This is a genomic window from Janthinobacterium sp. BJB301, from assembly GCF_002735685.1.
Taxonomy (GTDB): Bacteria; Pseudomonadota; Gammaproteobacteria; order Burkholderiales; family Burkholderiaceae_D; genus Janthinobacterium; species Janthinobacterium lividum.
On record NZ_PDZJ01000001.1, the window covers coordinates 839,312 to 863,858 of the forward strand.

Annotated in this window: 27 protein-coding genes; 10 read left to right on the plus strand and 17 right to left on the minus strand. The window is 62.9% G+C overall.

The genetic code is table 11. The annotated features are described in order from the left end of the window. Window positions 1-371: 371 nt before the first annotated feature. Both CSQ91_RS03765 and CSQ91_RS03770 read left to right on the plus strand, forming a co-directional pair. Window positions 372-1,631, plus strand: a complete 1,260-nt coding sequence (locus CSQ91_RS03765; protein ID WP_099387424.1) for a sensor histidine kinase — start codon at window positions 372-374, stop codon at window positions 1,629-1,631. Further along, window positions 1,628-2,377, plus strand: coding sequence for a LytR/AlgR family response regulator transcription factor (locus CSQ91_RS03770; protein ID WP_099387425.1), 750 nt, complete (start codon window positions 1,628-1,630; stop codon window positions 2,375-2,377). Before CSQ91_RS03765 ends, CSQ91_RS03770 begins: the two co-directional genes overlap by 4 nt. Here CSQ91_RS03770 and CSQ91_RS03775 read toward each other — a convergent pair. After that, window positions 2,355-3,278, minus strand: coding sequence for a LysR family transcriptional regulator (locus CSQ91_RS03775; RefSeq protein ID WP_099387426.1), 924 nt, complete (start codon window positions 3,276-3,278; stop codon window positions 2,355-2,357). The two genes, CSQ91_RS03770 and CSQ91_RS03775, sit on opposite strands and share 23 nt — an antisense overlap. 148 nt (window positions 3,279-3,426) lie before the next feature. On the opposite strand from CSQ91_RS03775, the gene CSQ91_RS03780 reads away from it, so the two are divergent. Beyond that, entirely contained in the window at window positions 3,427-4,014 is a 588-nt protein-coding gene (locus CSQ91_RS03780) for an NADPH-dependent F420 reductase (RefSeq protein ID WP_099387427.1), read from the plus strand. 61 nt (window positions 4,015-4,075) lie between these two features. Here CSQ91_RS03780 and CSQ91_RS03785 read toward each other — a convergent pair whose 3' ends face one another. Beyond that, a complete protein-coding gene (locus CSQ91_RS03785; RefSeq protein ID WP_034757699.1) occupies window positions 4,076-4,294 on the minus strand; it encodes a TOBE domain-containing protein in 219 nt (72 codons plus the stop codon). 170 nt (window positions 4,295-4,464) lie between these two features. Here CSQ91_RS03785 and CSQ91_RS03790 point away from each other — a divergent pair, with 170 nt between their 5' ends. Then, window positions 4,465-4,965 (plus strand): hypothetical protein, encoded by a 501-nt coding sequence (locus CSQ91_RS03790; protein WP_099387428.1) that lies wholly within the window; start codon window positions 4,465-4,467, stop codon window positions 4,963-4,965. Between the two features lie 56 nt (window positions 4,966-5,021). Here CSQ91_RS03790 and CSQ91_RS03795 read toward each other — a convergent pair whose 3' ends face one another. Next, on the minus strand, window positions 5,022-5,978 hold the full coding sequence (locus CSQ91_RS03795) for a sulfate ABC transporter substrate-binding protein (protein WP_046685513.1): 957 nt from the start codon (window positions 5,976-5,978) through the stop codon (window positions 5,022-5,024). A gap of 400 nt (window positions 5,979-6,378) precedes the next feature. Here CSQ91_RS03795 and CSQ91_RS03800 point away from each other — a divergent pair, with 400 nt between their 5' ends. Beyond that, window positions 6,379-6,909 (plus strand): GNAT family N-acetyltransferase, encoded by a 531-nt coding sequence (locus CSQ91_RS03800; RefSeq protein WP_099387429.1) that lies wholly within the window; start codon window positions 6,379-6,381, stop codon window positions 6,907-6,909. A 65-nt stretch (window positions 6,910-6,974) separates the two neighbouring features. Here CSQ91_RS03800 and CSQ91_RS03805 read toward each other — a convergent pair whose 3' ends face one another. Beyond that, window positions 6,975-7,787, minus strand: a complete 813-nt coding sequence (locus CSQ91_RS03805) for a class II glutamine amidotransferase (RefSeq protein WP_099387430.1) — start codon at window positions 7,785-7,787, stop codon at window positions 6,975-6,977. Between the two features lie 234 nt (window positions 7,788-8,021). Between CSQ91_RS03805 and CSQ91_RS03810 the strand changes: the two genes are divergently transcribed. Together CSQ91_RS03810 and CSQ91_RS03815 are read left to right on the plus strand one after the other, a co-directional pair. Beyond that, window positions 8,022-8,858: an EAL domain-containing protein gene (locus tag CSQ91_RS03810; RefSeq protein ID WP_099387431.1), complete on the plus strand. Its 837-nt coding sequence runs from the start codon at window positions 8,022-8,024 to the stop codon at window positions 8,856-8,858. A 99-nt stretch (window positions 8,859-8,957) separates the two neighbouring features. Next, window positions 8,958-9,707 carry a YcbK family protein gene (locus CSQ91_RS03815; RefSeq protein WP_371933510.1) on the plus strand — a complete coding sequence of 250 codons (750 nt, stop codon included), beginning with the start codon at window positions 8,958-8,960 and terminating at the stop codon, window positions 9,705-9,707. A gap of 6 nt (window positions 9,708-9,713) precedes the next feature. Here CSQ91_RS03815 and CSQ91_RS28490 read toward each other — a convergent pair whose 3' ends face one another. Further along, window positions 9,714-9,848, minus strand: coding sequence for a DUF3460 family protein (locus tag CSQ91_RS28490; protein ID WP_143450936.1), 135 nt, complete (start codon window positions 9,846-9,848; stop codon window positions 9,714-9,716). Window positions 9,849-9,995: 147 nt separating this feature from the next. On the opposite strand from CSQ91_RS28490, the gene CSQ91_RS03820 reads away from it, so the two are divergent. Next, complete coding sequence (locus CSQ91_RS03820; protein WP_034787224.1) at window positions 9,996-10,877, plus strand: LysR family transcriptional regulator; 882 nt, start codon at window positions 9,996-9,998, stop codon at window positions 10,875-10,877. On the opposite strand, the gene CSQ91_RS03825 is transcribed toward CSQ91_RS03820, so the two are convergent. Continuing rightward, the gene (locus tag CSQ91_RS03825) at window positions 10,853-11,320 is read right to left on the minus strand and encodes a PACE efflux transporter (RefSeq protein WP_070253636.1); all 468 of its coding nucleotides are present in this window, start codon (window positions 11,318-11,320) and stop codon (window positions 10,853-10,855) included. The two genes, CSQ91_RS03820 and CSQ91_RS03825, sit on opposite strands and share 25 nt — an antisense overlap. Before the next feature lie 182 nt (window positions 11,321-11,502). Between CSQ91_RS03825 and CSQ91_RS03830 the strand changes: the two genes are divergently transcribed. Together CSQ91_RS03830 and CSQ91_RS03835 are read left to right on the plus strand one after the other, a co-directional pair. After that, window positions 11,503-11,955, plus strand: a complete 453-nt coding sequence (locus CSQ91_RS03830) for a hypothetical protein (protein WP_034787797.1) — start codon at window positions 11,503-11,505, stop codon at window positions 11,953-11,955. A 117-nt stretch (window positions 11,956-12,072) separates the two neighbouring features. Next, window positions 12,073-14,238, plus strand: coding sequence for a putative bifunctional diguanylate cyclase/phosphodiesterase (locus tag CSQ91_RS03835; RefSeq protein WP_180278337.1), 2,166 nt, complete (start codon window positions 12,073-12,075; stop codon window positions 14,236-14,238). Here the strand turns inward: CSQ91_RS03835 and CSQ91_RS03840 are convergent. From CSQ91_RS03840 to CSQ91_RS03890, 11 genes are all read right to left on the minus strand, one after another. Beyond that, window positions 14,223-15,323, minus strand: a complete 1,101-nt coding sequence (locus CSQ91_RS03840) for a glycosyltransferase family 9 protein (protein WP_180278338.1) — start codon at window positions 15,321-15,323, stop codon at window positions 14,223-14,225. The genes CSQ91_RS03835 and CSQ91_RS03840 overlap by 16 nt on opposite strands. Window positions 15,324-15,470: 147 nt before the next feature. Further along, window positions 15,471-16,517, minus strand: coding sequence for a hypothetical protein (locus CSQ91_RS03845; RefSeq protein WP_244965461.1), 1,047 nt, complete (start codon window positions 16,515-16,517; stop codon window positions 15,471-15,473). A gap of 5 nt (window positions 16,518-16,522) precedes the next feature. Further along, window positions 16,523-17,434, minus strand: coding sequence for a flagellar hook-associated protein FlgL (gene flgL / locus CSQ91_RS03850; protein WP_099387433.1), 912 nt, complete (start codon window positions 17,432-17,434; stop codon window positions 16,523-16,525). A 10-nt stretch (window positions 17,435-17,444) separates the two neighbouring features. Further along, window positions 17,445-18,806, minus strand: a complete 1,362-nt coding sequence (gene flgK, locus CSQ91_RS03855) for a flagellar hook-associated protein FlgK (RefSeq protein ID WP_070279207.1) — start codon at window positions 18,804-18,806, stop codon at window positions 17,445-17,447. 81 nt (window positions 18,807-18,887) lie between these two features. Beyond that, window positions 18,888-19,280, minus strand: coding sequence for a rod-binding protein (locus CSQ91_RS03860; RefSeq protein WP_070279208.1), 393 nt, complete (start codon window positions 19,278-19,280; stop codon window positions 18,888-18,890). Beyond that, window positions 19,280-20,392 (minus strand): flagellar basal body P-ring protein FlgI, encoded by a 1,113-nt coding sequence (locus CSQ91_RS03865; protein ID WP_034787825.1) that lies wholly within the window; start codon window positions 20,390-20,392, stop codon window positions 19,280-19,282. Before CSQ91_RS03865 ends, CSQ91_RS03860 begins: the two co-directional genes overlap by 1 nt. 9 nt (window positions 20,393-20,401) lie before the next feature. After that, window positions 20,402-21,076 carry a flagellar basal body L-ring protein FlgH gene (gene flgH / locus CSQ91_RS03870; protein ID WP_034787828.1) on the minus strand — a complete coding sequence of 225 codons (675 nt, stop codon included), beginning with the start codon at window positions 21,074-21,076 and terminating at the stop codon, window positions 20,402-20,404. Next, complete coding sequence (flgG, locus tag CSQ91_RS03875) at window positions 21,076-21,864, minus strand: flagellar basal-body rod protein FlgG (RefSeq protein ID WP_170846442.1); 789 nt, start codon at window positions 21,862-21,864, stop codon at window positions 21,076-21,078. Before flgG ends, flgH begins: the two co-directional genes overlap by 1 nt. A 32-nt stretch (window positions 21,865-21,896) precedes the next feature. Next, window positions 21,897-22,625, minus strand: coding sequence for a flagellar basal body rod protein FlgF (locus tag CSQ91_RS03880; protein ID WP_034787834.1), 729 nt, complete (start codon window positions 22,623-22,625; stop codon window positions 21,897-21,899). A 26-nt stretch (window positions 22,626-22,651) separates the two neighbouring features. Continuing rightward, complete coding sequence (locus tag CSQ91_RS03885; protein ID WP_034787837.1) at window positions 22,652-23,830, minus strand: flagellar hook protein FlgE; 1,179 nt, start codon at window positions 23,828-23,830, stop codon at window positions 22,652-22,654. A 58-nt stretch (window positions 23,831-23,888) separates the two neighbouring features. Next, window positions 23,889-24,545: a flagellar hook capping FlgD N-terminal domain-containing protein gene (locus CSQ91_RS03890; RefSeq protein WP_099387434.1), complete on the minus strand. Its 657-nt coding sequence runs from the start codon at window positions 24,543-24,545 to the stop codon at window positions 23,889-23,891. Window positions 24,546-24,547 lie beyond the last annotated feature (2 nt).

A 24,547-nucleotide genomic window follows, 5' to 3' on the forward strand; every position in this document is an offset into this window, starting at 1 on the left:
TGCGCGCAAATCCGGAAACGGGCCGCGCGGGGACGCGGCGTGTATCTCGGAGGCAATATTTGCCAAGCTTAAACAATACCATTAAAGATCAAGCGATGTCTACGGTACAGGCCCGCGACAAGCGGTGTTGCGGCCAATTTGGCAAATAAATGGGGCTAATCTTGCCGTAGTGAAAATTGTTGCGCAATTATTGATTTCGCCTTGGAAACTTCGTATTATTTCAGCAATATTGGCAGCGAGGGTCCGGCAGGCGCCATGTACCTCGTCGTTGATGCCTGTCCCTTCGTGCTTCGTCGCCCCGCGCTATGCCCTGCCACAGGGGCGCCGTAGACTGCGTTCATGCCTGATTGACACGACAAGGAGAACGCAGCATGTGGAAAAAATTTGCCGGATGGTACCGCAGCATCGACGAAGAATCGCTGCTGGTGCTGAAACAACCCGAGATGGCGGACCAGATCCAGGGAAGAGTGCGCCGCTACGTTGCCATGAAGCTGGTCAAGCTGACGCCGATCGAGCGCCAGCAATTGCACGATTTCCTGCTCAAGTACCGCGGCGCCGGTTTTTACATCGCCGCGTTCAAGCTGATGCTGCTGTTCAGCGCTATCGGCGTCACCCTGCATCTGCTGTTGCCGGGCCGGTTCGAATTGCTCAAGGCCCTGGTCTTCAGCAACGGCTTGGGTTTTGCGCTGGCGTGGGGCCTGGTGGGCGTCTGGTTCAATTACCGCAGTTCCGTGCGCTACAAGTTCAAGAAGCTTTTGTTGATCGTGTCGACCTGCGCGGCAGGGGTAGCGGCCGGCGTGCTGCTGGCCGGCTTGAGCGATACGGGTTCCATGGAAATGGCCTTCGAGCGCTTGCTGCGCGTGGGCGGCATCGCCTTGCTGGTGGCCGGGTTGTTTTATATGGTGCCGCTGGCGGTCGTGAGCACCTGGCGCAACCGTCAGTACGAAGCGCTGGCCCTGCAGTTGCAGCAGGATGCCGAGCGCGACCGCCTGGCGCGCGAACTGAGCGAATCGCAGCTGCGGCTGCTGCGCGCGCAGATCGAGCCGCATTTTCTGTTCAATACCCTGGGCGCCGTGCAGCAGCTGGCCGAGCAGGGAGCGCAAGGCGCCGGCCGGGCCGCGGCATTGACTGCCGACCTGATCGCCTTTTTGCGCGCCAGCATGGCGGAGATGCGCAGCGAGCAAGTGCCGCTGCAAAGCGAGTTCGACATGGTGGCCGCGTATTTGCGCGTGATGCAGGCACGCATGGGCTCCCGCCTGCGCTATGCGCTGGACTTGCCGGCCGAATTTGCACACGCGACGATTCCCAGCATGATCTTGCTGACCCTGGCGGAAAATGCCATCAAGCACGGTATTGAACCGTCCTTGCGCGGCGGCGAGATCAGCCTGTCGGCGCTGCGGGTGGACGGCATGCTGCGCTTGCGCGTGCAGGACACGGGCATGGGCTTGCCGGCAAGCGCTGCGGGCAGCGCGCCGGAAGGCGGCCTGGGCCTGGAAAACGTGCGCAGCCGGCTGTCGCTGTCCGATCCGTCCGCCAGCCTGACCCTGCGCGACGGCGAAGAGGGCGGCGTGATCGCCGAGATATTGCTTCCCATTAAAATTGCATCCAGCCTGAAAGAACTTGCCGCATGAATGCCACCATCCTGATCGCCGAAGACGAACCCCTGATGCGCGAACGCCTGCAAACGATGCTGGCGCTGGCCTGGCCCGAGGCGCGCATCGTGCTGGTGGCGGAAAACGGCAACGATGCCTGGGACGGTTTCCTCGAGCATGAGCCGGACGTGGTCTTCCTCGATATCCGCATGCCTGGCCTGTCGGGCCTGGAAGTGGCCGAGCGCATCGGCACGCGGGCGCACGTGGTGTTTGTCACCGCGTATGACCAGTATGCCGTCGATGCCTTCGACGCGGGCGCCGTCGATTATCTGTTGAAGCCCGTGCAGGCCGAGCGCCTGCAGCGCGCGCTGTCCCGGCTGCGCGACAAGCTGGGCGGGCAGCCGGCGGACATGGCCCACTTGCTGCAGTCGCTGCGCGCGGCGCTGCCGGCGGCGCCGCGCGAAAAACTGAAATGGATCAGGGCCAGCGTGGGCAAGCAGATCCGCCTGATCGACATTGACGACGTGCTGTTCTTCCAGGCCGACACCAAGTACACGCGCGTGGTGCTGGCCGGCTCGGAAGCGCTGGTGCGCACGCCGCTGAAGGATTTATTGGGCGGCCTCGATCCGGAACAGTTCTGGCAAATCCACCGCGGCACCATGGTCAACGTGAAAGCCATCGAGGCAGCCGAACGCGTCGACGCCGAGCGTATGCAGGTGCTGCTGCGGGGCAGCACGGAAAAGCTGCCCGTCAGCCGCACGTTTACGTATTTGTTCCGGGATTGAAGGCGGCGGCGGTGCTGGTGCGCAGATAGTCGATGAACCACCTTCCGGCCGGCCCGGGCGGCGCGCCGGCCCGGTGAACGGCATGGATGGCCAGCATGAAGCCTGACGATGCCATGTCCTCGGTGTCGAGCAGCGCCAGCGCGCCTGCGTGGATGTCGCGCTCGACCAGGTGCAGCGGCATGCTGCCCCAGCCGACGCCGTCTTTCAGGAAGGCATGTTTGGTGGAAAGGTCGGCCAGCCGCCAGGTGGCGGGGGACCAGACGCCATAGTCCTGGCCAGCCATCAGTGCCGAGCGGTCCGTCAGCACCAGTTGCACGTGTTTCGCCAGTTCGCCCCTGGAAATGCGGCCGACCAGGCTGGCCAGCGGGTGGTCCCGCGCTGCCACTGTCACCAGCGGCAGCTCGCCCAGCCTGGCAGTCGCCAGCGAAGGAAATGCCAGCGGTAGCGCCGCCAGGATACCGACGCTGCAGCGCCCGTCGAGCAGCGGCTGGTAGCCGGCGCCCAAACCTTCGACGAACAGGCGCAGCGGCGTCAGCGGAAAGCGCTGCGCGAAGGCCTTGGCCGCCCGCGTAACGGCATCGGTGGGGAAGAATACATCGACCACGACGGATAATTCCGCTTCCAGTCCCGAGGCCATCAGGCTGGCGCGCGCCTTGAGCGTATCGACGCCGGCGACGATGTTGCGCGCATCGGCCAGCAGCAGCGCGCCTTCGGCCGTCAGGACCGGAAAGCGCCCCGCGCGGTCGAACAGCCGCACGCCCAGCTGTCCTTCCAGGCTGCCCACCCAGCCGCTGACCGCCGATTGCACCCGGTGCAGCTTGCGGGCGGCCGCCGAAAAGCTGCCTTCATCGACTGCGGCAATGAAGGTGCGAAGTTGATCAAGTGAAACCCCATCCAGCATGACGGACTCCTGTATCTGAATATGAGATGGATCAGATCGCAATATACCGGCTTCTCAGATTGAGGTCCAGCGCGCATCATGGCTTGCCTGAGCCGTATGCGGGCGCTTTGTTTCTCTTTTCATTCAACTAATTAATCAGGTGATCAGTATGAGTTATTCCATTATCGGTGCCGGTAACGTTGGCACAGCCCTGGCCCGCCAGTTCGTGCGCAGCGGTATTGCCGTGGGGCTGGCGAATAGCCGTGGCCCGGCCTCCCTGGCGGCATTGAGCGCCGAGCTGGGCGACCTCGTTACCGTCATGGACGTGGCGCACGCGCTGGAGGCGCAGGTGATTATCCTTGCCATTCCTTTCCGCGCCCACCTGGCGCTGGCAGGTGCGGCAGCGGACTGGCACGGCAAGATCGTGATCGACGCGATGAATACGTATGGGGTCCCGGTCGAGGAGCTGCAGGGACAGGCCTCCAGCGATGTGGTGGCCGCTGCGTTTCCGGATGCGCTCGTGGTCAAGACCTTCAATCAGCTACCGGCACGTTTGCTGGCGGCGGACCCGGCAGAAGGGGGAGGGCGCCGCGTGATGTTTGTCTCAAGTAACGATGCCGCCTCGGGCATCACGGTCGCCAGGCTGGTGGAACAGCTGGGGTTTGCTGCCGTGAACCTGGGGAAAATCGCAGAAGGCGGCGTTTTGCTGGGTATGGGCGGTCCGTTGATCTTGCAGAACCTCGTCAAACTGGGCTGAGTGGCCAGGACGCGCGGGGAGGCCGGCGGCCTGGCCGCCAGCGAGGCCGTTCAGGGCAAGGCTACTGGATCTTGGCGATCGACACTTCCGTCGATTTCACCAGCGCGATGACTTCGCTACCCACTTTCAAGTCCAGGTCCTTGATCGAGCGCGAGGTGATCACCGAGGTGACGATGCCGTGCGGCGTTTCCACGTCCACTTCCGAGACCACGGGCCCAAAGATGATTTCCTTGATCTTGCCGCGAAACTGGTTGCGTACATTCACTTCCGAGATAGCCATGATATTTCCTTTGAGCCCGTAATACGCCATGCGGCGCGACAAGGCCAGAGTACGGCGCGCGCACGCTTTTGACCACGAATCGATGCGCATATCGATATGCGCAAAGTGTGCGCCAGCGCTGCTGCAAGCATATTATTCGCCTATACTGGAGCATCTACCGGAGGTGTGCCATGCGTCCATTCCTGCTGTCGCTCTTGCTGCTGCCCCTGCTGTTGTCCACCTCGGCCGTACTGGCGCAACCCATTGCCGCCCTGCAACCGATGGCTTTCCTGACCGGGCATTGCTGGAAGGGCGAGTTCCCTGGCGGGAAGCAAACGGATGAGCACTGTTTCCAGTGGCTGTATGGCGGCCAGATGCTGCGCGACGTGCACACGGTGCGCAGCCCCGGCAAGCCCGACTACGTGGGCGAAACCACGTATTACCACGATCCCGCCGCAGGCAAGGTAGCCTTCCTGTATGTGGAAAACAGCGGCGGCCATAGCCGCGGCACGATGCTGCCGGCGGACGGCGGCCTCGACTTTCCCGCCACGCAATACGTGGGGGCGAATGGCAAGACGCTGACCTATCGCGTGCGCTGGACGCCGTCGGGCGATGCCTATGAGGCGGCCAGCGAGATGCTGCTGGACGGGCGCTGGGCGCCGCAATTCAAGCTGCTGCTGAAGAAGCAGTGATGTGTGGCGGCATAAAAAAACCGGGACATGTCCCGGTTTTTTTGATGCGGCGAAGATTACTTCTGATAAATCTTGTCGAACTCGCCACCATCGTCAAAGTGTTTCTTTTGTGCCTGTTTCCAGCCGCCAAAGACGTCGTCGATGGTGAACAGGGTGATCGGCTTGAAGCTGGCCGCGTATTTCTTGGCGACGGCCGCCGAACGGGGGCGCAGGTAGTGCTTGGCAACCAGTTCCTGGCCTGGTTCCGAGTACAGGTATTGCAGGTAGGCCGTGGCTTCCTTGCGGATGCCGCGGCGGTCAACGACCTTGTCGACGACGGCCACCGGCGACTCGGCCAGGATGGAGATGCTTGGATACACGACTTCGAAGTTGTCGCCGAATTCGGCGCGCACCAGTTGCACCTCATTTTCAAACGTGACCAGCACATCGCCGATTTCGCGCTGCGTGAAGGTGGTGGTGGCGCCGCGGCCGCCGCCGTCCAGCACGGGCACGTTCTTGAACAGTTTGGTGACGAGGTCGCGCGCCTGCGCTTCGCTGCCGCCTTTTTTCACGGCATAGCCCCAGGCCGCCAGGTAGGTGTAGCGGCCATTGCCCGAGGTTTTCGGATTCGGCACGATGACCTTGATGCCGGGCTTGGCCAGGTCGTCCCAATCCTTGATGTGTTTCGGGTTACCTTTGCGCACCAGGTACACCATGGTCGAGTAAAACGGCGCCGCATTGTTCGGGAATTTCTTGGCCCAGTCGGCCACCACGAGGCCGCGGTCGACGAGGATGTCGATGTCATTGGCCTGGTTCATGGTCACGACGGATGCTTCCAGGCCATCGGCGACGGAGCGCGCCTGCTTGCTGGAGCCGCCGTGCGATTGCTTGATGGTGATGGTTTCGCCCGTTTTGGCTTTCCAATCAGCAATAAATGCGGGATTCACGTCCTTGAACAATTCGCGCATCACGTCGTAGGACGCGTTCAGCAAGACCACCGGTTCGGCGGCGCTGGCGGCCATCGGCAGGCTCATGGCGGCAGCGGAAGCGGCCAGGGCGCTGGCCAGGAACCAGCGGCGCGAGCGTTGGGTGAGCGTTGCTGCGGCAGTCGTTACGGCGTTGGAATGGGTCATGTTGAACTCTTGTTGTGAGAATAGATAGACATAGTCTAAAATTCCGGCCGGAAAAGAAACGAATTTTTCGTAATATGCTTAGACTTGATTCCCGTTTGCGCTAAAAAACATATATCGATTTCTGGAAACATTCGTGGGCAAGATGCGCATCAGCACTTAGTCTGCAGGCATAGCGCCATAGGCAAAACCGGCCCGTGGCGTGCGGCAAAAAACCCGAAAGCGCCGCTTGGTGTATAGTCGAATCGCACGATACAGGGGGAAAACCGTCTGCATCGGCAACTGGAATATTTTGTGAGCGTACATGAGTCTTGAAATTCGTATTGCAACATCGACCGACGCTTTCGAGGCGTGCAACGTATTACGACGCTCCATCGTCGAATGCTGCAGCCTCGATCACCGGGACGATCCGGCCATCCTGGAAGCCTGGCTGGGCAATAAAACACCGCAGATGGTGGCGTGCTGGTTTGCGTCGCCGACTAATTTTTCGCTGGTCGCAGTCGAGGCGGGCGCCGTTGTCGGCGTCGGCTTGCTGACGCGCGCCGGCAAGCTGGCCCTGTGCTACCTGCTGCCCGAGGCGCAAGGCCGCGGCGCCGGCAAGGCGATGGTGGAGCAACTCGAAGCGCAGGCGCGCGAGTGGGGCATCAAGGCCTTGCAACTGCACAGCACGGCCAGCAGCCAGGCCTTTTTCGTCAAGCAGGGTTATGTCGAGGCGGGCAATGTGCGTTCGCCATATGGCGTGGAAACGATTTTTTGCTGGAAACAGATTGATCCCACGGGCATCGCTAGCGGCGACCCCAAGCGCAAGCGCTTTTGCAACTGCAATTCGGCCTGACACCCCGCCAGTCCCTCAGCCCGCCCATCCGGCGGCGGGCCATTTCTTCCCGTTCAATAATTCCCTCAGTAACTGATCTGGATATACACGCCTTGTGGCGCGGCATCATCCGCCGGCAGCAAGGTGCCGCCCGTAAACAGTTTCAGTTCGCCGGGCGCGAATGCCAGCCAATCCTCGTTTTGCGTCAGCGGATGCGTGGCGATGACGGCGATCCTGTCGTCCAGGTGGTTGTGCTGGCGAAAGTCGATGCTGCGCTCGCAGTCGATCAGTTGCGCCACGGAAAACGGGTATTCGCGTATTACATAGTGCAAGTGCGTGGAACAGTGGGCAAACAGCAGTTCGCCGTCCGACAGGATGAAATTGAAGGTGCCGTGCGCCGCAATGTCCTTGGCGACCTCGGCGATGGCGGCGCGCAAGTCGGCGCGCGTGGGTTCACCGAGGGGAAACTGCGTGCGCAAGGTGGCCAGCAGGTGGCAGAAGGCTTGTTCGCTGTCCGTGTCGCCGCTGGCGCGGTAGTGCGCATTGACGGGCGCACGCCACGTTTTCAAGTCCCCATTGTGGGCGAAGGACCAGGTCTTGCCCCACAGGTCGCGGGCGAACGGGTGGGTATTTTCCTGAGCGATGCGGCCTTGCGTGGCCTTGCGGATGTGCGCGACGATGTTTTTCGCCTTCACGGGATGCTGCTGCACCTGGGCCGCCAGCGGCGAATCGATGGCCGCCAGGTGATCCGTCAGCAGGGTGCAGCCGCTGCTGGAATGATAGGCAATGCCCCAGCCGTCGCGGTGCTCGTCCGTGCGTCCGCCCCGTTCGGCAAAGCCGGCAAAGGAAAATCCCAGCGCCGCAGGCTTGCTGCTGTTCATTGCGAGTAACTGGCACATGGCGGCCCTTCCTGATGGTATCGGTACATGCTCACAGTAAAGGCTGGACCAGGGGGCGGGAAGGAATGTTTCTGACTATCGTTATGCGCTGTCCGTTGTTGCGTCCATATTTGCTGGGTGCATATCAAATGGCGAAACCATTCGTTCTCCTTTGGTTTGCGCTGCCTTACTCTGCACACTTTGGCGCCGTCTTCCCCATGAGGGCAGCTGGCGCAGCCTTACGAAGGAGCACGTATGCCATTTCCCGTCCTGAAAAATTACCTGGCCCGCCTGTCGCATCAAACCCAGGCCGGCACCAGCGTCTGGCTCGACGGGGAGGGCCGGGCGCTGGGGCGCTTTTTCAATTGCACCATGACCAGCGCTTTCCAGCCGCTGCGCGAACTGGAAAGCGGCAAGCTGGTGGCGTTCGAAGGACTGGCGCGCAGCGTGTCGAAGGCGGACGAGGGCTTGTCGCTGTGGCGCTTGCTCGATCACGCGGCCAGCGACGATGAATCCGTGGAACTGGACCGGCTGTGCCGCATGCTGCACGCCATTAATTTTTTCCGGCAGGCGGAAGCGGAGCAGGCCGACCTGTACCTGAATGTGCATGACCGCCTGCTGAGCGCCGTCAGCAGCAATCACGGCCACGCTTTCCAGCGCATCCTCGACGCGCTGGGCTTGCCCATCGAGCGCATCGTGCTGCAATTGCCGACGGTCACGCCGAACCAGGGCTGGCTGCTCAATTACGTGGCCGACAATTACCGCCGCAACGGTTTCCGCCTGGCCATCAACGTGGCCAGCGTGCATGAGGCAACGGGCATGCTGGAGCGCCTGCACCCGCATGCGTTCAAGCTCGACGCGGGCAACCTCAGCGACGAGCAAGCCGTCGCCAGCTTCGTCACTGTGTGCCATGCGGCGAAAATCCGCGTCATTTTCAAGCGCCTCGACACGCCGGCCGCGCTGGCCGCGCTGCAGCGCATCGCCGCCATCACGGGCTTGCCCATCGTGGCCCAGGGTTATCTGCTCGACAAGCCATTGACGGCACTGGCGCAGGCGAAAGGCGCCGGCGCCTCCGTCGCGGCTGCCGCCTGACGCAAAATGCCTTGAAATGAGGGTGACACGATAGGCATTGAGGGTTTTTCTTCGCGGCACAATACGCTATAGTATTCCCATCGTTAAATTGGACTGACTATGGCATCGCGCAGAAATTTTCTACACCACGGTATGGGCCTGGCCGCGCTGGGCCTGGTTGCCACTCCTCTCATCGGCTGCGCCTCGCGCACGGCCGCTCCCGCCTCGGCTTCGGCCAGCGCCAAGCCGCGCGCGCCGCGCACGGCCGTGCCGCCGCAGCCGACGCAACTGGCCAGCATCGACCGCTCGATCACGTCGCAATCGCGCCAGGCCATCACCGAGATGGAACCGCCACCCGACATTTTCGATGCGCAGGCGCTGGACCTGGAATTCTGGCTCAAGCCTCGCACCCTGGAAGTGGTGCGCCCGGCCAGCAATGAAAAGGCCAAGCTGCTGTACTGGAAAGATGGCGAAGTCATCGATTCGGCCTACCAGGAACTGTGTCACTTGCTGCGCGACGTGAACGGCAAGAAGACGGCTCCCATCGATCCGAAACTGCTGGAAACCCTGTGGGGCACGCAAGCGTTCGTGGCCCGCTACGGCATCGAGCAGCCGCTGGAGATTTTGTCGGGCTACCGCACGGCCGAGTCGAACAGCAGGCTGCGCGAAGCGGGCGTGCCGGCCGCGCGCCAGTCGCTGCACATCTCGGGCCGCGCCGCCGACATCCGCGTGGCGAATCTGAACGCGGAAGTGCTCGGTTCGCTGGTGCGCAGCTTCAAGCAGGGCGGCGTGGGCTTCTATTACCGCAACGGCCCGCGTGGTGGCTGGATCCATGCGGACACCGGATTGCAGCGCGTCTGGAAAGGCTAAGAGTTTTTAGTCGTAATGGTAGGGTGGTTCCGGCACGCTGTCCGCGTGAGCCAGTTCCAGTTCGCGCATGCTGGCCGGGCGCTCCCAGAAAATGCGCCAGCCCTGGCGCTGGCTGGCTTGCACTTCCGGGTGCGCCTGCAGGTAGCCCGTCGATGAAGCGGGTAAAGTCGGAAATGTAGCCGCTGCGGCGGTAAGTTAATCGATGGCGCATGTGTACTTCCGAGTGTTGCTGTCGTTCCCCATTTTGACCGCCCGCGCGCCCGAAAGTGCCGCACTTTCCACTTTTTCATGAAACTGTCCAGCCATAACATCGAACTGTTCCTGGCCGTCGTCGATGGCGGCTCGTTCTCGGCTGCAGCGCGCGCCTTGCGGCGGGCGCCGTCGGCCGTCAGCATGGCGATGGCCAATATCGAGGCGGAACTGGGCATCACTCTGTTCGACCGCGGCGCGCGCGAAGCGGTGCCCACGCCGGCCGCGCTGGCCCTGATACCGCACGCGCGCCTGATCGCCGAGCAGTTGAAACAGTTGCACTTGCACGTACAGGAATTGTCGCAGGGACTGGAAAGCCGCATTTCGCTGGGCATCGCGGCCGAGCTCGACCATACTCCCTTCCTGGCCGCAGTGCGCGCGCTGTCGCAGCGCCATCCCTTGCTCGATATCGAGGTGCTGACGGCGCCGCAGGATGATGTGCTCGACATGCTGCACCGGGGCCGCATCAGCGCCTGCATGGCTTTCGCAGGCGGGCGCATCAATCACGAAGAACAGTTCCAACTGGTGGGCAGCGATGCCTTGCTGGCGATTATTTCCACCCAGCATCCGCCCAGCGCGGCGGGCCAGCCCTTGTATATCGAGGAATTGGTGAATTTGCGCCAGATCATCGTCGCCAGCCGCGAACTCGACTTGGCCGATGCGCGCCCCGTGGTGGGGCTGTCTTATTGGCGCACGGACAGTTTGCCGATGGCGCTGGCCATGGTGGAAGCGGGCTTGGGCTGGGGCAACTTTGCCGCCTCGGCCATCCAGCATTCTCTGGCGGCGGGGCGGGTGCGCTGCGTGGCGTTCAAGAATACGGGCAATGGCTTGGTCGTGCCCATCCACCTGGTGTGGATGAAGGACCGGCCGCTGGGCATGGCGGCGCGGTCCTTTCTTCAGTTGCTCAGCGAAGCAGCCTGAACGTCAGTGGCTTCTTCCTTCGGCTGCTGCGCCGACAGGGGCACGCCGAACAGGCCGTCGAAGAAATAGTTAAAAATGAAGCTGTAGCACGGGATGATCAGCATCAGCGCGAAATCGAGCACGAAGGCTTGCCACAGGCTGATGTTCAGCCACCAGGCGATCAGCGGGATCAGGTAGATGACCAGCGTGATCTGGAAGCCGATCGCATGCAGGATGCGGCGCCAGACCGTGCGCGTGCGCGACACCTGCCGGATTTCCCAGTATTCGAACGCGGTGTTGTAGAGCAGGTTCCAGATCACGGCGATGGTGGTGATCATGATGGCCAGCGGCCCCGTGCTGGTGGGCGATTCGCCCGAAAGCAGGGTCAGCCAGAGCGTGGAAATGGCCATGCCGATGATTTCAAAAGCGGTGACGTAGACGATTTTGCGTTTAATGCCTTGCATGTAAAGCCTGTAAAGAAGAGATGGCGCATATTTTAAGTCAGGCATGCTGATCTTTAAAGTCGATAGCTGTCAGTTTTTCTGATTGATTCGGCGTAGGAATACCATGCTTGCCCTGAACGGTGGATAATGGCGGCTGGCAGGCAACCGGTCCCGCCGCATCACCGCAGAAAAGGTCAACGAGCATGCAAGGCGCAGCAGACAGCAATATCCCCGAGGTTCCCGACACCCCCGCCAGTGCGGACGAACGTCCCCGTTTTCGCCCCCGTCCGTGGGAGCACCTGGAAACGCCATACGACGTGGAAGTGTGGATCGAAGAACATAACCGCAGCATGCAGGACAATATTCGTGCCACGGAAACGGGCGTGGGCATCTGCTTTACTTTGGCCGAAGGCGGCGACATCTATATGCAGACCAGCGCCGACGGCGCCGTCGTGCTCGACGTGACGCCGGACGCGGCCTGGGTGTCTCCCCTGATCAGCGCGGCCACGGGCTGCGAGACGCCGGATTCGTCGCTGTGGATCTTGCCTGATGATAAATTGATCCAGCTGATCGTGGGGCTATCGAGCCTGGTAGCGAGCACCTTGCTGGTGGTGGGCCATGATTTCGGCTTGCGCCGCAGCCGCATGGGGCGCTGAACGGCCTTGTTGCAGAAGTGGCATCCATGGCAGGCTTGGCTCGACACTGCGCGTGGCGCATGCTAGTCTTGCAACTGCACCCACCTGGTTGCCAGGGCGGCGGTGCAAAGGATAGCCATGGACATACCACCGCTCGCGGTACCTGATCCGGATTCCTCCCAGCACAGCCATGACGGCGTGTTGGGGCATGCCGCGCCCCTGCTTGACGATGGCGTCTTCAGTCCGGAACGGGTGAAGGCCGAACGCGAGCAAGCCTATTTCAACGATTTATACCTGTTGGCGCCTGTCGCCTATTTCGTGCTCGGCCTCGATGGCGCGATCGTGCAGGTCAACCTGGTGGCGGCCGAATTGTTCGGCCTGGTGCGCGAGCGCCTTGGCCACGTGCTGTTCCGTTCGTATGTGCACGAGGCGTTCCGCCACGATTTCGAGCAGTTCGTGCAGCGCGTGCTCAATAGCAGCGAGCCCGAGCGCATCCAGCTGCAGGTACGGCTTCGCCCTGGCGCGCGCGAGGCGGGCTTGCCCGTCAGCCTGCTGGGCAGCGCAGATCCGAACGGCCAGGCGCTGCGCCTGGTGCTGGAGCAGGCCGAGGGCAAGCTGGCTGCGCTCGAACGCAGCGAAGAGCGCTTCCGGCGCATCGTGCACGGCGCCGAGGAGGGCATCTGGGAAATCGATGCGCAGGCGCTGACCAGCTTTGTCAATCCGAAGATGGCGCACATGCTCGGTTGCCAGATCGAGGATATGCTGGGCCAGCCGCTGGCCGCCTTCATGGATGACGAGGGGCGCGCCATCCTGGAACGCAATATTGCGCGGCGCCAGGATGGCATCGCCGAGCGCCACGAATTCAAGTTCCTGCGGCGTGACGGCAGCACCTTGTGGGCCACCCTGGCCACCAATCCCATCTTCGATTCCAGCGGCACCTACCTGGGCGCGCTGGCGCTCGTCAGCGACATCACGGCCCAGCGTGCCGCGTCCGAGCGCATCTGGCGGCAAGCCAATTTCGATCCCTTGACGGGCTTGCCGAACCGCCACATGTTTCTCGACCGCTTGCAGCACGAGGCGCGCCACGCCAGCCGCGAAGGCGGTTGCCTGGCCCTGCTGTTCATCGACCTCGACCATTTCAAGCAGGTGAATGACCGCCTCGGTCACGAGAAGGGCGACATGCTGCTGCGCCAGGCGGCGCTGCGCATCAGCGAGCGCGTGCGCGCCACCGACACGGTAGCGCGCCTGGGGGGCGACGAATTCACCGTCATCCTGGCCGGCGTGGGGCACTTGGGCGGCATCGAACGCGTGCTGCAGGAACTGACGACGGCGCTGGCCCTGCCTTTCGTGCTCGACGGCGACACGGCGCAAGTGTCCGCCAGCGTGGGCGTGGCGCTGTATCCGGCCGACGCCGAGGCAACGGAAACCTTGCTGCGGCATGCCGACCAGGCCATGTATGCCGCCAAGAGTGCGGGGCGCAACGGCTACAGCTATTTCACGCCGGCCTTGCAGCAGGCGGCCGACCTGCGCCGCACCACGGTGCGCGAGATGCGCCTGGCGCTGGCGCAGGAGCAGTTTGAAGTGCATTACCAGCCCATCATCCGCCTGTGCGATGGCACGATCGAGCGGGCCGAGGCGCTGCTGCGCTGGCGCCATCCGCTGCGCGGCTTGCTCGTGCCCGCCGATTTCATCGCCTTTGCCGAGGCAAACGGCCTGATCATCGATATCGGCGAATGGGTGTTTCAGCAGGTCGTGCGCCAGGCGCGCCAGTGGCAGGGCGAGCATGGCGCCCTGTTCCCGATCTGTATCAACAAGTCGCCCGTGGAATTCCGCTGCGACGCCGCGCTGTACCAGGACTGGGGCAATGCCCTGGCGCGGGCGGGCCTGGCGCCGGGCGCCATCGTCATCGAAACAACGGAAGCCGTGCTGCTCGACAAGGCGCGCCAGGTGAGCGACCGCCTGCGCCAGTTCCGCGCCATGGGCCTGGCGCTGGCGCTCGACGATTTCGGCAGCGGCCAGGTATCGCTGGGATGCATCAAGAAGGCCGATATCGACTTTCTCAAGATCGACCGTTCGCTGGTCGGCGAACTGGGACGCGACGATGCCGGGCTGGGCCTGTGCGAGGCGATCATTGCACTGGCGCAGCGGCTGGGCGTGAAAGTCGTGGCCGAAGGCGTGGAGACGGCGTCGCAGCGCGATTTGCTGCGCGCCGCCGGCTGCGACTATGCGCAAGGATATTTCTTTTCCCGCGCGCTGCTGGCGGGGCAGATGGATGGCCTGCTGGCGGCTCAGCCGGCGGCTTGAAGCGTCGCTTGCGCCTGCCCATCGTCCTGCATCAGCTGTTCCACGGCGGCCAGGGTCTCGGCGGCGCTGACCGTGGCCAGGGTCAGGCCGGGCGCCAGGATCACGCGGTAATGGCGGCTGGCCGGATAGAACCAGCGGTAGTTGTCGGTGCGGATGTAGTAGCCGACGATCTTCCTGTCATATGCCGAGGCGATGTGGATCACCGAGGTGTCGGGCGACAGCACCAGTTCGCAGCGGCGGATCAGGGCCGCCAGCTCCAGGATGTGGCCGGTGGGCGGCGCGGCCATCACGTTGGCATGGCCGGCGCCGCGCACGATCTCGGCGGCGCGCGCCTCGGTGCCCGGCGCGGCGATCACCAGCAGCGCATGGCGCGGGTAGCGCGCCGCCAGGGCCGCGCAGCAGCGCTGGGCATCGGCCACGCTGACCGTGCGTTGCGCATTGCTGCCCTGGAAATTCAGGCAAAACAGGCCTTCATGCGTGCGCAGCAGGGTGTCGCAGGCGGCATCGACCCGTGCCGCGTGCGCGTCCACGCCGAACAGTTCATAGCGCATATCGATGTCGCGCAGCTCAAATTGCCCGAACGTGGCGAAATAGCTGTGCAGGATGTGGCGGCTGCGGTCGCAGGGCACCGTATGGTCGAACATGCCCAGATTCGCCGTCGAAGTGCCGTACTTGGGAATGGCAAAGCCCGTCAAATAGCGCGCACCCAGCCATTTGATGCGCAGCAGCAAGGGAATCGAAAAGCGGTTGTAGGGGTTGAAGATGACGTCATAGCGGCGTCGGCGCAGCTCGGCGATGGTGGTGCGCAAGTCGCGCAGCAGCGGCTGCTTGTCCCAGATGAGGATTTCGCCGACATGCGGATTATCGGCGAGCACCGCCCGGTTGGCGCTGCTGGCGGCCACGTCGATCTGCCAGTGCGGATAGTTTTTCTTCAGTTCGCGCAGCAGGGCCGTGGTGACGATCATGTCGCCGATCTTGTCGTTGCGCAAAATTAATACCTTGCGCACCTTGGCGATATCGAGGGGGGGCTTGCCGGATTTGCCCAGCAGGGCGTAGCTGATCAGCCGGGCGGCGGTCTTTATCAAGGGAACTCCGGAGGTGGATGACGGGATGCGCTGGCGTATGGGATAAAGCGCCAGCGACAGCAGCATCTTACGGATTTCCACCGTCCTGAGCTAGGGGGTGCGCCCCATTATTGCCGCGTGCGCCAAGTCAGCGCACGCGGCAGTGGGTTATTCCAGGCCCAGCAGCGCAACGACGCGCTCGCGGCTGATGCCGACCAGCGCCGAGCTGATCGCCAGCAGTGATTCATAGCCGGGCTGGCTGGCTTTTTCCGTGAAGTTTTCCGCCAAGGTATCCATGCTGACGTTGACTTGCTGCACCGGTTGCGCGCGGGCGACCCGTCCCGTCGCTTGCGCCAGGGCCAGGCTGACGGAGCTGCGCGCCGCCTGCAATTGCGCCAGCGCCTGCACCACTTGCTGCAAGGTGGCGCGCAGGGCTTCCACGTCGCCGGTACTCCATTCTTCCGGGGCGATGGCGGCCGGTTCCGCATCCGTGCGCACGCGGCTCATCTGGCCGGTCGGGTAGCGGATGCCGCTGCCGCGCACGGACAGGCTGTCGCGCACGCTGGCCCAGGCCGCTTCCGACGTGCTGAACACCAGTTCGCCATTCTCGCCCAGCTTGACGCCTATGCCTGACGGCATCAGTGCGCGGTCGAAGCGGGAGACGATTTCGTTCTCGCTCAGGCCAGGTTCGATATTCACCGAGCGCAAGGCCTGGCTCGCGCCGCCGACGGAAAAGGCCAGCACTTCCTGCGGGCCTTCCTGCAGGCTGGCCATGGTCAGGCCGCGGATGCTGAAGTTCTGCTGTGCCGCCTGCGGGCTGGTATAGCCGAGCTGTGCATCGAGCGTGCCGCCCGAGGCGCTGGCGCGCTGGCGCCAGGTATTGCTGAACTGGCGTACTCTGGCTTCGACTTGCCCTTCGCGTCCCTGGCGCGCGGCCAGCTTGGCCGCCAGTTCGCTTTTCAGCGCTTGCAACTGGCTGCTGCTGCGTTCCAGGTAGTCGAGGGTTTGTTGTGCGTTAGAAATTTCCCCCTGCAGCTGGTGATCCCAGTTGCTCAGGCCACGCTGCAGGCTCGCCGTCGAACTCCTCGCTGCCGGCGCCTCGCTGCGCGCGCTGGCACCGCTTTTGACCGCGGCGGACGCGTCATCGACGACGCGGGCTGTGCCGGCGCCTTTGGCATTGACGCCGGAAGAGGAGGAAGTCTGAACGATTTGCATGATGGTCAGAGAAGATCAAACAGGGAAATAGTGCCAACCTTGGTGTAGGCTTTATAGGTTGCCTGCAGGGCCGTCTGGTAGCCGGTCAGTTCAATCGCCGCCGCGCCCATATCGGTCTTTTTCAGGTCCAGCAGGGCCGAATTGTTCGACAGCGACACATTGGCCAGGTTGCCGGACAGCGTGGTGAGGATGTTTTGCGCGCCGCCGAAGATGGCGATCTTGCCAGAGAGCAAATCCATGCCATCATCGGTGCCGCCCAGGCCGTCGCTGACGATGGCGCGCACTGCCGGGTCGTTGGGGTTGACGCCCGGCGTGCCGAGCGTGGTGATGACCTGGTCGATCTTGTTGAGCCACACTTCCAGGTTCTTCACGTCGACGTTGGCCGCCTGCGTCACGCCATTGCCCACTACCACGGTCTGCGTGTCGGTGTTGCCGATGTAGCTGTAGCGCGAGCCGGCGGCTGCCGTCGGGTCGTATTTGATTGCGGGCTGGTCGGTCGCTGTGCCGGAAAACATGTAGCGGCCTTCCTGGTCTTTCAGGTTGGCCGTGTACAGCACGCTGTCGCGCATGGCCGTCAGCGATTGCGTCATCGCATTCAGGTCGCCCGGCGTATTGCTGCCGTCGGCGGCCCATACCAGCAAGTCGCGCGCCTGGCCCATGTCGGTGACCATGCTCGACAGGTAGTTTTCATTCTTCAGCAGGCGCACTTTCACTGTGGCGATATTGTCCTGGTACTGCGTGACCATGGCTTGCTCGCGCGTCAGGCGCGAAATGCGCACGTTGCCGATCGGATCGTCCGATGGCAGCTGGATGCGCAAGCCGGAAGACATTTGCTGCGTCAGGAAGTTGATGCGTTCCTGATTTTGCTGAAGCGAAATATTGATCAGCGATTGGTACTGGCTACTGGCGACACGCATGATCTTCTCCTTAACCCATCATTTGCAAAGTGGCGTCAAACAAGCTATTCGCCACGGAAATGACTTTCATGTTTGCTTGATACATATTCTGGAATTCGACCAGGCTCATCGCTTCTTCATCCTTGTTCACGCCGCTGGTGGACTTCCAGTCGTCGATCGCTTGCGCGCGCACCGTGTTGGCCGTCTTCAGCAAGGCCTGGTTCTGCTGGCTGTAGATGCCCAGCTTGCCGACCAGCTGCGTATCCGCGTCGCTCATCAGGACAGAACCCACCCAGCTGACGGTGATCGGCTGATTCTTGATCTCGATTAATTTCTGCAAGTTGCCGCTGTCGCCGGCCTGGCCCGTCAGCGACAGGGCCAGGTCCTTGGCGTTGAAGCCGGGGGTAATGCTCAGCTTGCCATTTGCGTAGGCCAGCAGGGGACCACCTGGGGTCCCGGCCATGGTCTTGCCCAGTGCCAGCTGTGCGTTGACCTTGTTGGTCAACTGGGTGGCCATGTCTTGCAGCGACTGCTGCAGCGGTTTCAGGGTATTTTGCTCGAACTCGCCCAGGCCGCCCATCTGCCCGCCGATGGCGATCGGGTCGAGCTTGTACGAGGACTTGGCGAAATCAAGGCTCAGCGTCTGTTCGCCGGTGTTCGTCATGTTGCTGCTCATGGTGCCGGCCAGGCTGCCGATGACCAGCGGCTGGCCCGACTTCAGCGCGATATTGCGCGAACCGTCCGGCTGGTCGAGGACCTCGATGCCCATTTGCGAGGCCAGGCCGTCGATCAGCTGGTCGCGCGCATCCATCAGCGACGACACATTCGTGCCGGCGGCGGTGGAGGTGCTGATGCGCTGGTTCAGCGCGGCGATATTGGCCAGGGTGGTATTGACTTGCGGCACGATCGCTGCACGTTGCTGCTGCACCGACAGCAACTGGTTGCCCATGACGGTGCTGATGCTGTTGAAGCGCTGCGCCATGGCGTCGGCGGAGGTGACGATCTGCTGGCGCAGCGGCGTCGAGGTCGGGTCGACGGCCGAGGCGTTGAGGGCGGCGAAAAAGCCGTCGATGCCGTTGCTGATGCTGGAAGCATCGTCGCCCATCACGCGCTCGAGCTGCGTCAGGTAAGGCTGGGTCTGCGAACGGGCGCCCTGGTCGGACGCGGCGCGCCACATTTGCTGGCTCTTATAAGCATCGGCAAAGCGCAGCAGGGCGGACACCTCCACCCCATTGCCGGCCGAGCGCACGCCCACGCCGGCACCAAGCGAGGACAACAGCACGCCCTGGCGCGTATAGCCCGCCGTTTGCAGGTTGGCGATGTTCTGGCTGGCCGCATTGAGTGCGGCCTGGGCGGCGATGCTGCCTGACAATGCATTGCTGATGATGCTCATTGGGCAAGTTTCTTTCGTGAAGAGAGTGGCGCGTGCTGGTGGGCAGGCATTGAATCGTTGTTACCTTGTACAGGCGACGCTTCAGACGGATTTATTAAGCGGCGCTGCAATATTGTCGGTCTTGACAGTGCTTTTGGCTGCCACGGGGGCGCTGGCCGCCGGCAGCAGCTGGCGCAGGATGGCGTCGGCGATGCCGAAGGCGCGCTGGCCGGCCATCTTGTCGGCCACCAGGTTGTCGGCCATTTCCAGCATGTCGTTGTTGATGGGATCCTTGAAGACGCTGTCTTCGCCCGCCATCTCGCGCGTGCCCGAACGCATCTGGCGCAGCATGTGCGAGATGAAGAACGCTTCGAACTTGACGGCCGCCTCGGTGGCCTTGGCCGCGTAGCGCGGATCGGCCGGCGTGGCGGCGGCAGGGGAGCGGTCGTCGAGCGCCGAGGGCAGGGCGCTGCTGCTGTCGTTTACATTAAGCATCAAATCACCACCAGTTCGCCTTCGATGGCTCCCGCCTGGTCGAGGGCTTGCAGAATTGCCATGATGTCATCGGGCGAGGCGCCCAGGCTGTTGACCACGTCGATGATCGATTGCAGCTTGGCGCCGGCCGGCCATTTGAACATATTGCCGTTGCCCTGGTCGACGGATACTTTGGATTGCGGCGTGACGGTGGTCTGGCCGCGGCCGAACGGCGCCGGCTGGCTGACGGCCGAGCTTTCGGAAATGACGACCTTGAGCGAGCCATGCGTGACGGCGGCCGCTTTCACGCGCAAGCCTTCGGCGATGACCACGGTGCCCGTGCGCGAATTGAAGACCACTTTCGGCGTATCGACGCCGACATCGACGCTCAAGGCTTCGAGCTTGGCCATGAAGGCCACGCGCTGGGTCGGGTTTTCCGGCGCCAGCACTTCCACGCTGGTGGCGTCGCTGGTGGTGGCGACGGCGCCAAAGCGGCGGTTGACGGCTTCGACGATATTGATGGCCGTCTCGAAATGCGGATGGCGCAGATTCAGGGTGACGGTCGGCTTGGTCGAGAAATCGCTGAGGATTTCGCGCTCGATGTTGCCGCCGTTGGGAATGCGGCCCGAGGTGGGCGTGTTGACGGTGACGGACGAGCCGCTCTTGCCGGTGGCGTTCAAGCCGCCAACGACGACGTTGCCTTGCGCCAGCGCATACGTTTCATTGTCGGCCGCGCGCAATTGCGTCAGCAGCAAGGTGCCGCCGCGCAAGCTTTTCGCATCGCCCAAGGACGATACGGTCACGTCGATGGCCTGGCCACGGCGGTATCCCGGAGGAAACACGGCGCTGACCATGACGGTGGCGACGTTCTTGCTTTTCGATTCGGCGCCGTCCGGCATTTTCACGCCGAACTGCTTGAGCATGTTGACCACGGACTGGCTGGAAAACTTCACCTGCGTGGTGTCGCCGCTGCCGTTCAGGCCGACGACGAGGCCGTAGCCGACCAGCGGGTTGTCGCGCACGCCCTCGATGCTGACCAGGTTGCGCAGCACTTGCGCGGCGCTGGCGGGCAGGGCAAAGCCGGACAGCGCAGCGAGCATGGCTGCCAGGGGCAGGGCGGAACGAAATTTCATGAGGTCACCTTAAAACGGCATCCATGGGCCGACGAAGAAACGCGTCAGCCAGCCTGGTTTGTTGGCTTCGGCCAGGGTGCCCTGGCCGGAATAGGCGATCTGCGCATTGGCGATGCGCAACGAGGACACCTGGTTGTTGGAATCGATATCGGCCGCGCGCAGGTAGCCGCGCAGGCGCACGAATTCCTCGCCCTGGTTCAGGGTCAGGGTTTTTTCGCCCTGCACGCGCAGCAAGCCGTTCGGCAGCACTTCCTGCACGATCACCGTGATGGCGCCGGACAGCGCGTTTTGCTGCGTGCTGGTCGAGTCGCCGGCGAAGTTGCGGTCGGCAGACAGGTCGATGCCCGTCTTGGGGAAGGTCTTGCCGAGGATATTGGCCGCCTGCACGCCGACGGACGAACCCTTGTTGAACGAGGTGCCCGCCTTCTTGCTCGCCTGCGTGGTTTCCTGCAGGGCCACCGTGACGACGTCGCCGACGCGGAAAGCGCGGCTGTCGGAAGTCAGGGCCAGGCCCGCATCGGGATTGAAGACGCCGCCGGCCACGCCGCCGCGCGCAGCGCTGCGCGGCGCCACGGGCAGCGGCGTATCGGAAAAGCTGGGCGCCAGAGGGGCCACCGGCTGGCTGGCGCAACCGGCCGCCAGGACCAGCAGCAGGGCCGCTCCGGCTTTCAGTGCGGCCTTCATCAACGTGCCGCTTGCGCCAGGTATTGCAGCATATTGTCGGCGGCCGACAGCACCTTGGTATTCATTTCATAGGTGCGCTGGGCAGCGATCATGTCGACCATCTCTTCGACCACTTGCACGTTCGAGCCTTCCAGCGCGAATTGCTTCAATTTGCCCAGGGCGCCTTCGCCGGGACGGCCTTCCGTCGGCGTGCCGCTCGATGCCGTTTCCTGGAACAGGTTTTCACCGAGTGCCAGCAGGCCGGTCGGGTTGACGAAGCTGGAGAGGTTCAGCTGGCCCAGTTCGGTACCGGCGACATTGCCCGGCACGGTGGCCGTGACCATGCCGTTTTCACCGATGGTGATGGCCGTGGCGTTGTTCGGCACGGTGATCTGCGGCACCAGGGGCAAGCCCTGGGCGTTGACCATCACGCCGTTTTCATTCAGGCTCAACTGGCCGGCGCGCGTGTAGGCCGCTTCGCCGTTCGGGCGCAGCACTTGCAGGAAACCGTTGCCGGTGATGGCGACGTCGAATTCGCGGCTGGTCGTTTGCAGGCTGCCGGTGGTAAACACCTTTTGCGTGCCGACCATGTGCGTACCGTTACCCAGCTGCACGCCCGATGGCGAGAGGGTGTTGTCGGCGCGCTGCGTGCCCGGCTGCTGCTCGACCTGGTAAAACAGGTCTTCGAAGACGACGCGGTCGCGCTTGAAGCCGACGGTATTGACGTTGGCCAGGTTATTCGCGATGGCTTGCAGTTTGGCATCTTGTGCCTGCACGCCGGTCTTGCTGATCCACATTGCTGGATTCATGTATTGCTCCTAATAATAGATTGGCGTTGGGCTTAAGCGCCCAGCAGGCGGTTGCCGGACTCGGTCATGGAATCGCTGGCCTTGAAAACTTTCATCTGCATCTCGAAACTGCGGTTCAGGCTCATGGTGGCGACCATTTCCTCGACGGCCGAGACGTTGCTGCCTTCCAGGTGGCGGTCGCGGATGCGTACCGTCGGATCAGCTTGCAGGTCTTCGCCGCCGCGCGCCACGATCAGGCCCGCTTCGTTCTTGGTCAGCTCGCCCGCTTCGGCGTTGACCAGCTTGAGCTTGTCGACCGTCTGCATTTGCGCAGTGCCCGGCACCTGGATGGAAATCGTGCCATCGCCGCCGATCGACAGGCTGGTGTGCTCGGGAATCGTGATCGGACCGCCTTCGCCCAGCACGGGCCGGCCGTTGATGGTCAGCGCGCCCGTTTCATCGAGGTCCATGGCGCCGGCGCGCGTGTAGGCTTCGCCGTTTTGCCACTGTACCGCGAGAAAGCCGGGGCCCGTGACGGCCACGTCGAGTTCGCGTCCCGTTTCCTTGATGGCGCCCGTGCGCGTGCCGATGGCGCTCGACTGCGTCTGCGTCATGTGGCGGTCGTCGTAGCCATAGCCGTTTTGCAACGGCTGGGCAGTGGACACTTCCAGGTTGGCGCGGAAGCCGCCCGTTTCGATGTTGGCCAGGTTGTTGGCGTGTACCTGCTGTGCCCGCAGGGCACGGTCGGCCCCGCTCATGGCGGTATAAATCAGCGCATCCATTGCTCTTTACCTTTGCGTATCGTGGATTACAGCGCTTGCATCAGCGATTGCAGCATGGCGTTCTCGGTCGAGATGACCTTCGAGTTGGCCTGGTAGTTACGCTGCGACGTCATCAGGCCCACCAGTTCGGAGGTGATGTCGACGTTCGACTGTTCCAGCGAGCTCGTCACCAGTTTGCCGGCCATGCCGACACCCGGACGGTCATACATGGCGGTGCCGGAGGTGGTCGAAGCGACCCAGCTGGTATCGTTGACGGCCGTCAATGCGCCTTCGTCAGGGAAGGTGGCCAGGGCGATCACGCCGATGCTCTGCTTTTGGCCGTTCGTGTATTTCGCCACGACGGAGCCGTCATCGGCCAGTTCCACGCCCGTGTAGGTGCCCGAGGCGTAGCCGTCGGCGCGGTCGGTCGAGGTGGTGGCTTCGCCGGCGAACTGGGTGGTGCCCGTGTAGTCGATGACGACCGACAGCGCCGCCGCGCCAGGCGGCGTCGGCAGCACTGGCGTGGCGCCCGTGCCGGTCACCAGCTTGCCGTTCGTGTCGAAGGTCATGCTCGTCACCGGCGTCACATCGGCGTTGTCGAAGGTGTAGTGCACGTCCACGCCCGTTGCCGTCTTGACGAAATACTGGCCCAGCGAGTGCTTGGCGCCCAGCGAATCGTAGACGATCGAGGACTTGGCGCTGTTGTAGCTCAGTTCGTTGGTCTTGTTGAACGGCGGCGTTTTCACGGTCCATTCGGACGACATGTTGGCGGCATACGCCAGCTTGGTCGAGGCCACGGCAGGAATCTGGCCCGTTGGAATGAGCATGTCGCCCATGGTGCCCAGCGTGGTGCTGCCCTTGACGGCCGCATAGCCTTGCACCAGGCGGCCATTCGCATCGATCAGCTTGCCTTCATTGCTGGCCGAAAAGATGCCGACGCGGCTGTAGGTCATCGTGTTCTGCGCATCGCGCGTGACGAAATAGCCGCGGCCATCGATGGCCGCGTCAAGCGCGCGGCCCGTGTTCAGCACGCCGCCATTGAGCGACATGCTTTGCGTCAGCGAGCCGATTTCCGTGCCCGTGGCGCGCGAACCGGCGTACATGGCCGAAAAGTTGGCGCGGCTGCTCTTGAAACCGTAGGTGCCGGCGTTGGCGATATTGTTACTGGTGCTGTTCAACTGTTGGTTGATGGACTGGATACCGGACAGGGCGATGTCGAAACTCATGTTGACTTCCTTTAGTGAAGGACGAGATTAGTGTTCAGGAAACGAAGGGAAGGGCGGATCAGGCCGTCTTACCGTTAAAGCCGGTGATCGCGCCAGGGTTGACTTCACCCAGGTTCGACACGCTCAGAATCATGCTGCCGCCGGCCGACAGGCGCACGCTATTGAGCTTGCCTGCGATGTCGACCGTCGGTTTTTCGGTGCCACTGGTCGTCACCGCCATGGTATAGGTGCCAGCAGGCAAGCCCAGGGCCACGGGATCGATGGTAAACGGTACCGTGCCGGCACCTTTGGCGCCCAGTTCGATCTTGTATTCCTTGTCGTCGATGCCTTTCAGGGTCACCGTGGTCTTGGTGGTGCCGGCCGCGAGCGCGATGCTGCCGCTGACCTTGCTCTTGTCGAGCTGGACCGTTTCGCTGTTGACCATCACTTCGGAACCCACTTGCGCGCCCAGGGCCAGCACCTGCATCGATTGCAGCACGCTGGCATTGGCGCTGGTCAGCGCCGACAGATTTTGCATCGCTTCCGTCTGCGCCTGCTGCGTCAATTGATTGACGAACTGGCTCGGATCGGTCGGTGCGAGGGGATCCTGGTTCTTGATCTGGGCCACCAGCAATTTGGTGAACATATCCTGGGTGGCATTGCTTTGCGACTTGACGGCATTGCTGCCGCCGCTGTTGCTGCCGCTGGTGTTGTTTGTAAAGAGATTGGTTTCCATGG